This is a genomic window from Sphaerospermopsis reniformis, assembly GCF_005402885.1.
GTDB classification, from domain to species: Bacteria; Cyanobacteriota; Cyanobacteriia; order Cyanobacteriales; family Nostocaceae; genus Sphaerospermopsis; species Sphaerospermopsis kisseleviana.
The window spans coordinates 1-6,462 of record NZ_BJCE01000278.1 but is presented as its reverse complement, the minus strand read 5'-3'; the positions used below and the strand labels follow the sequence as shown (position 1 = coordinate 6,462).

The window sequence follows — 6,462 nt, the reverse complement described above, 5'->3', positions numbered from 1 at the left end:
ATTCTCAATTATTTAACGAGTTTCGGTATTTTCGGCCATCGCCCTCGACAGTGTATTGAGTTCCTGCTAAATCTAGTTAAAATCCCTAAGAACCGATATTATAGTTTTAAAAACGTCTTAAAAAGTTTTCTCACGCAGAGACGCAGAGACGCGGTGAGACAATAGGTGAAGTTTCTCGCATAGATGTTATCGATGGGGTAAGATCGATTTATTCAGCTTAAGGAGTGGAAAGGATGTTGTTGGAATTAAAGCGCATTCATGTACCACCAGGACAAAGGGTTTTATTAGAAAATGTCACTTGGACAGAATTGGAAGCAATTTTAGAGGAGTTGGGAGAACATCGTGCTGCTAGAATTGCTTATGATCAGGGAATATTAGAAATTATGACTCCTTTACCAGAACATGAATTTGATCAGGAAATTATTAGTGATTTAATTAAAGCATTATTAGAAGAATTGGATATTGAATTTCTCAGTCTTGGTTCTACGACTTTTAAAAATCAATTTATGCAAAAGGGGATAGAACCTGATCAATGTTTTTATATTCAAAATGAGGCTTTAGTTAGGGGGAAGAAAAGGTTAGATTTAACAGTTGATCCTCCTCCCGATTTAGCTTTAGAAATTGATGTTACTTCTCGCACTCATCCGAATATATATCAAGCTTTAAAAGTTCCTGAGTTGTGGAGGTTTGAAAATGGGAAGTTGCAAATTAATATTTTAGTAGATGGTAATTATGTGGTGTCTCAGTCAAGTTTGAATTTTCCCGGTTTACCTTTGATTGATGTGATTCCTCGATATTTGGAAAGTAGTGGAATTAATGGGAGGAATGCAACTATTAAGAGGTTTAGGAATTGGGTGAGAGAGAAGTTATAATTTCAGAATATTGTTTTATTTCACATTATAATATGAATCAACAATTAGTTAATTCTCTGGTACAAGTAATTGAGGCACTTTCCCCAGAAGAAAGAACACTTTTAGAAAGTCGTCTCCAATCTCATGCTATTGAAAAAACTCCGGGAATTTGTGGTGGCCATGCGCGGATTCGTAATACTCGTATTCCTGTATGGGTGTTGGTGTCGTTGAGACAACAGGGAGCAGATGATGTAGAATTGCTGCAAAATTATCCAAGTTTGACATCGGAAGATTTAACAGCAGCTTGGGATTATTATGAACAATATTCTTCAGAAATTGATCTGATCATCACTGCTCAAAATGAGGATAACTGATGGTAAGATTATATGCTGATGAAAACTTTCCTCTGGAAATTGTGAGACAATTACGTCAATAAGCTGTTGTGCATTTAATTTGTATAAGTGGAACAGGCATCTTGCCTGTTAAACAAGAGTTCAGAATATTAGGATTATACAATTTAGCCGTGTAACAGCTTATCAATATGATGTGCTGACTTCCTATGAAGCAGGAAAAGCTAATCAAAGTATCCCAGATGATGAAGTTTTGGCATTTGCGACTCAAGAGAAACGAGTTTTACTTACACTCAACCGAGATGATTTTATTGCACTTCATCAAAGTGGAATTTCTCACGCTGGTATTATCATCTGTAAAGATGATCGAGATTATGTAGGACAAGCTAAAATACTTCAGAGTTGGTTGAGTGAAAATTCTGATTTTACTAATCGGCTAATTAGAATTAAGAGAAATAATCAACCCAAGTCTAGCATACAGATTTTTATTTACCAAGAATATACAAGATAGAGGTTTTTACAATTTCTTACATCTGTCATGTAGTAGATTCTCCAACATTATGCCAAAATAGACCTAAAATCATTTTATTTATCAGCTATGTTTTGGCAGGTTGGAGACAGCTTACAGAGTGAGAAGTATATATTATTATACTCTATATTATTAGACTCCCAAAAAATAAATAGGAGTAAGCGGTAATCTTTTCTTATCCTCATCTGGCAACTTTTCATAAAACTGCTGCCATAAACTAATAAATCTATCAAAATCTATTAGTTCAATATGTGTATGGGAACTACGAGTTTCATTTTTTGCATCACCTGTAAAACCACCAGTAGAAACAAAAATTCCCACATCTCCATCTTTTTGTAATACTCCTCTCAACTGTCTAATTTCATCTACAGTAGCAGGTGATTCTCGATGTTTAATTTGTACTTTAATTCTCGGTGATACTGTTCCTAATGGATCTTGATAAGCAATAACATCTAAACCTCCATCTTTTCCTTTTGGTGCAATAAAAGGAGTATAATAACCCATACCTCTTAACAAAGCTGCTACTAAATCTTGAAATTCATAAGGATTCAAATTTCTTACAAATTTCTTTAATCCTTCTACGGCAATTTCTTCATATTCACTAATAGTTAACTCACTGACTTTATCAACTTCATTATCTGTTTCTGCTTCTTGGTTTATTTCTGGATTATGGGCTAAAATTGTACTGTTTTCTTGTTCTGCTTTCCATTCTTTGAATGCTTGAGTGGCAACTTTTAAAAGTTGTGATTCACCTAATTCTAATGCTTTTTCACCTTCTGGTGTTAAATACCAAATACCTTTGTTTTTTAATAAAAATCCTGCTTTAAGACAATCTATACTATAAAAATTTAAAACACTTTTCCAACGAATATTACCAGATTTTTCATATCTAGCTTTTGCCCATTCATCTAATAATACTCTTTTTTCTACTTCCTCAATGACTTGTTTACCTTGTAATTGTCCATCATTTTCTTTGAGAATTTGTAATGCTGCAAAAACTACCTTTTCTGCTAATTGCCATGATTTAGAAATATTGTTTTTAGCCATTTTAATGTTTTTGTTGTTATATTATATTACTGACGTGAACCAAACAAAATTACCATTGTCCCTAAAAGAGAAATTCCCACCCCTGCAAAATCCCATCTATTAGGTTTTACACCTTCAACTAACCACAACCACACTAAACAGGGTAGACGCTAAGAAACAAAGGCGCAAAGAAAGAAGTTTTATTTTATTAAAGAACTTCCAAATCTGCAACAATCCCAAAATGATCCGAAGGATAAAGATAACGATTATTCACTGCTGGTTGATTCAGAATAACTCGACATTCTCGCACCTGTAAACGCTGATTAATAAAAATATAATCTAAAGTCCCCTTCCAAGGTTTCCAACTTCTATCAAAAATCAAACGTCTCCAAAAATATTTTAATCTCTTCATCCAACTCAGTTTGTCTTGACCTAAAAGTGTGGGACAAGTATATTCTGGCTCACTTCCATGATATACTTCATAAGCTGACCGATATTTTTTTTTAATTAATTTAATTCCCGAAGTATCAGGAGTACCATTAAAATCTCCCACAGAGATAACAGCTACTTCCTCACCAAACTCCGCTAACCAATCTAACATTAATTTTATTTGTTGATTGCGTTTTTTATGTGAACCGGGATGCCAATAATAATGACCATTGCAAATAACAACTGATGTGTTATCATTTAACTGAACCTGTGCATATTGAGCAATTCTTCCCTGATGTTCTAAATTCAATGCTGCGGTTTTTGTAATCGGAAAACGACTGAGAATAGCTAAACCAAAGGGTAAATCACTATTATTGACATCTTGAGGAACAGCTTTATAAATATAAGGAATATTTAATTGTTCTGCAATCCAAACAGCGGTATCTTCTGCTAAACTTACCTCTTGTAAAGCAATGATATCAGGATTTTCAGATTTTAAACCCTCAACCAATAAATCTCGTCTTTGTGTCCAAAAATTCAGTTTAAACAAAATATTAATTGTGATGATTTTCATTTTTTTAAAAACTATTTTGGTTTTTAAATTTAAATTACAATGTTTGAATATGTCAAATAACCCATATTGATTATATTTTACAAAAATTCAATATATCCCAACATCTCTTCAGGTGTCATAACTTCATAAATCAAAACTAAAGCTTCAATAATTTCACCAATTGAACGAGTTTCTTTCTTGCAGTAAGTAATCCCTGGATGATCAAACCTACTACTAGCAATAATCAAAAAATCTGCATCTTGGGTAAACAGAACTCGCTGTGTTTCTTGAATAAACTTGAACTGTGCTTGATCTGATTGAGTGCGTAATCCCACATTGTTAGTAGTTGTCACATCAATTCCATAACGACGCAACCCAAGAGCGATCGCAGGATCAACATTTTCATCTAAATGAAAGCGAATTTTTTCACTCATTTCTCAACTGTTTCAGTTTCTCTTGAAGACGTGAAGGATGATTTTGTTTAAATACCTCAACTAATTCATCCTCTTGTACTTTACGTTCATTAATTTCATCTCGATGATCAAAATAATAAGCCATTGCTGCATAAACAGATGCCAGGGATAGATCATATTTACCAGCTATCTCTACCAATGAATACCCCAGCTTTAAATGCAGCACTGCTACATCTTCTACCGCTATACGAGTACCAGCAATACGGGGTTTTCCACTCCGCACATCAGCAGCAATTTCTATATATTCCTGGCTGACTAACTGCATAAATTTATCTTCCACCTCCGTCCTATATCTTAATAATATACCGCAGTTCTAGTTCTCACAAATTTCCTATTTAACAGGACTTACGCAAAAGAGAACGAAAGTAGGGGTAATTCATGAATTACCCCTACGCAAGAATAAGGTTTTCAGTCAAATCTTCCGTAAGTCCTATTTAACTTCAAAATACTGTACATTTCCGCTAGTTTTCGTTACGGAGAATTACGAGTAAGAGAATTAGAAATTATTACAGGTAGACCAGAAGTGATAATTGCCCTTGATACTGCCGCCAAATGGCAAGAAGAGCAATTTTAACAAGCTGTCATTGCCGCTGCATCCTTGTATTTTTACGCACAAAGACAAAAACTGCAAGTACAACTTTGGACAGCAGCCACAGGAGTAGTCAAAGGTGATACCATCATTCTCGAAACCTTAGCAGCAACCAACCCCCTAGAAGAAGCAAATACACCACCAGAAAACCATCCTTTAATTTGGCTGACTCAAAACCCCCTCAGATTACCCCGGTATCATTTTGCAAAGTGAACAAGAACTACAACTGCAACTGCAAAAACCATTAAGTTATTAAGGAGGCAGGAGTCAGGAGTCGTAGGGGCGAAGCCTGCCTGTCGGCAGACAGGCATTCGGAAAATAGCCTGTGATAAAAATTGATAATTTATCGTCCGAATGCTTCGCCCTTACAGGAAAATAACCTGGGACAAAAATTGATAATTGGTCGTCCGAATGCTGATGCTTCCAGCACGCTTCGCAAACGCCCGTACAGGAGTCAGGAAGTAGGGGAAGTAAATAACCCCATTACCAATCACCAATCACCAATTACCAATCACCAGTCCCCTGTTCCCTACATCCAGCCTGTTGTACAATGCAAGGAAATATTTAAATTATCAAAGCCGATCCAATGATAAATTCAGAACCTAGCACAAAAGCCAGTGATAAAAGCTTAGAGGCAATGCGTCATTTTTCCGAACAATACGCCAAACGCACTGGAACTTTCTTTTGTTCTGAATCTTCCGTGACAGCAGTTGTTATCGAAGGTTTAGCCAAACATAAAGACGATCTCGGTGCGCCTTTGTGTCCTTGTCGTCACTATGAAGATAAAGAAGCGGAAGTTAACGCAGCTTATTGGAACTGTCCCTGCGTACCCATGCGAGAACGCAAAGAATGTCACTGTATGCTGTTCCTGACTCCAGAAAATGATTTTGCTGGTGAAAAACAAGAAATCTCTATGGAAGCCATCAAAGAAGTGCGGGATAGTATGGGTTAATAGTAGATGAGTGAAAACCTGCCCCAAGAGTTTTGGCAAGGAGTAGAACAGTTCAACTCTGGACAGTTCTACGCTTGTCATGACACCCTAGAAGCTCTGTGGATTGAAGCAACAGAGCCAGATAAAACTTTGTATCAAGGTATTTTGCAAATTGCTGTAGCCTTATATCACCTGGGTAATGGCAACATAAGAGGAGCAATGATCTTATTAGGAGAAGGTTCTAATCGTCTCCGTCGTTACCCAGACTATTATTGCGGTATCAATGTGGAAAAATTATTACTTGAGAGTGTGGAGTTTTTAAAGGCACTTCAACAAGTTGATATAGAAAAAATCGCTGGTGGTGATGTGGGTGAAAATATAGCCTTGCCTTTACCCCAAATTTCTATGATCAAAGAATAGCAGTTTTCAGGAGTGAGTAGGGGTTTAGCAATGCTAAACCCGTACAAGAGTCAGAATATTTGGTGGTATCAGCAAGGTGAAAACCTACCAATAAAGAAACCTTTGGATGCAGGAAACCGTCAAACCTCCAAATTAGAATATCAAGCAACTGCCAAAATGGTAGTTCACAAACAGATAATAAAACTTGTGATCAAACTTGTGATCAAACTTGGAAACAAACACGTTTGTAAATCTGCCACTAGTCCCCAGTCCCCAGTCACCAGTCCCCAGTCACCAGTCCCCAGTCCCCAGTCCCCAGTCACCTGCTATAA

At 36.3% G+C, this 6,462-nt stretch carries 11 protein-coding genes and 2 pseudogenes; 8 read left to right on the top strand and 5 right to left on the bottom strand.

Translation table 11 applies throughout. The annotated features are described in order from the left end of the window. The first annotated feature begins 233 nt into the window (after positions 1–233). The 3 genes from FFR48_RS24155 to FFR48_RS24145 all read left to right on the top strand — a co-directional run bounded on the left by FFR48_RS24155 (position 234) and on the right by FFR48_RS24145 (position 1,712). Complete coding sequence (locus FFR48_RS24155) at positions 234–872, top strand: Uma2 family endonuclease (protein WP_137669126.1); 639 nt, start codon at positions 234–236, stop codon at positions 870–872. Positions 873–904: 32 nt separating this feature from the next. Continuing rightward, positions 905–1,225 carry a DUF433 domain-containing protein gene (locus tag FFR48_RS24150; RefSeq protein WP_096569636.1) on the top strand — a complete coding sequence of 107 codons (321 nt, stop codon included), beginning with the start codon at positions 905–907 and terminating at the stop codon, positions 1,223–1,225. Between the two features lie 172 nt (positions 1,226–1,397). Beyond that, positions 1,398–1,712 (top strand): DUF5615 family PIN-like protein, encoded by a 315-nt coding sequence (locus tag FFR48_RS24145; RefSeq protein WP_236104163.1) that lies wholly within the window; start codon positions 1,398–1,400, stop codon positions 1,710–1,712. 150 nt (positions 1,713–1,862) lie between these two features. On the opposite strand, the gene FFR48_RS24140 is transcribed toward FFR48_RS24145, so the two are convergent. The 5 genes from FFR48_RS24140 to FFR48_RS24120 form a co-directional block, all read right to left on the bottom strand. Further along, entirely contained in the window at positions 1,863–2,777 is a 915-nt protein-coding gene (locus FFR48_RS24140; RefSeq protein WP_096569632.1) for a restriction endonuclease, read from the bottom strand. A gap of 26 nt (positions 2,778–2,803) precedes the next feature. After that, the gene (locus tag FFR48_RS24135) at positions 2,804–2,911 is read right to left on the bottom strand and encodes a YnfA family protein (RefSeq protein WP_137669124.1); all 108 of its coding nucleotides are present in this window, start codon (positions 2,909–2,911) and stop codon (positions 2,804–2,806) included. A gap of 53 nt (positions 2,912–2,964) precedes the next feature. Beyond that, positions 2,965–3,759, bottom strand: coding sequence for an endonuclease/exonuclease/phosphatase family protein (locus FFR48_RS24130; RefSeq protein ID WP_137669123.1), 795 nt, complete (start codon positions 3,757–3,759; stop codon positions 2,965–2,967). Positions 3,760–3,836: 77 nt separating this feature from the next. Further along, positions 3,837–4,172 (bottom strand): DUF5615 family PIN-like protein, encoded by a 336-nt coding sequence (locus tag FFR48_RS24125; protein ID WP_137669122.1) that lies wholly within the window; start codon positions 4,170–4,172, stop codon positions 3,837–3,839. Beyond that, on the bottom strand, positions 4,165–4,476 hold the full coding sequence (locus FFR48_RS24120) for a DUF433 domain-containing protein (protein ID WP_096569624.1): 312 nt from the start codon (positions 4,474–4,476) through the stop codon (positions 4,165–4,167). The genes FFR48_RS24125 and FFR48_RS24120 overlap by 8 nt, the downstream gene beginning before the upstream one ends. 177 nt (positions 4,477–4,653) lie before the next feature. Here FFR48_RS24120 and FFR48_RS24115 point away from each other — a divergent pair. From FFR48_RS24115 to FFR48_RS24095, 5 genes and pseudogenes are all read left to right on the top strand, one after another. Next, positions 4,654–5,056, top strand: a pseudogene (locus tag FFR48_RS24115) (DUF58 domain-containing protein); the annotation flags it as partial. Between the two features lie 79 nt (positions 5,057–5,135). Beyond that, positions 5,136–5,390: a hypothetical protein gene (locus FFR48_RS24110; RefSeq protein ID WP_137669121.1), complete on the top strand. Its 255-nt coding sequence runs from the start codon at positions 5,136–5,138 to the stop codon at positions 5,388–5,390. Then, entirely contained in the window at positions 5,387–5,752 is a 366-nt protein-coding gene (locus FFR48_RS24105; protein WP_096569620.1) for a ferredoxin thioredoxin reductase catalytic beta subunit, read from the top strand. Before FFR48_RS24110 ends, FFR48_RS24105 begins: the two co-directional genes overlap by 4 nt. 6 nt (positions 5,753–5,758) lie before the next feature. Then, positions 5,759–6,151, top strand: coding sequence for a DUF309 domain-containing protein (locus tag FFR48_RS24100; RefSeq protein ID WP_096569618.1), 393 nt, complete (start codon positions 5,759–5,761; stop codon positions 6,149–6,151). Positions 6,152–6,163: 12 nt separating this feature from the next. Continuing rightward, positions 6,164–6,462, top strand: a pseudogene (locus tag FFR48_RS24095) (hypothetical protein); the annotation flags it as partial.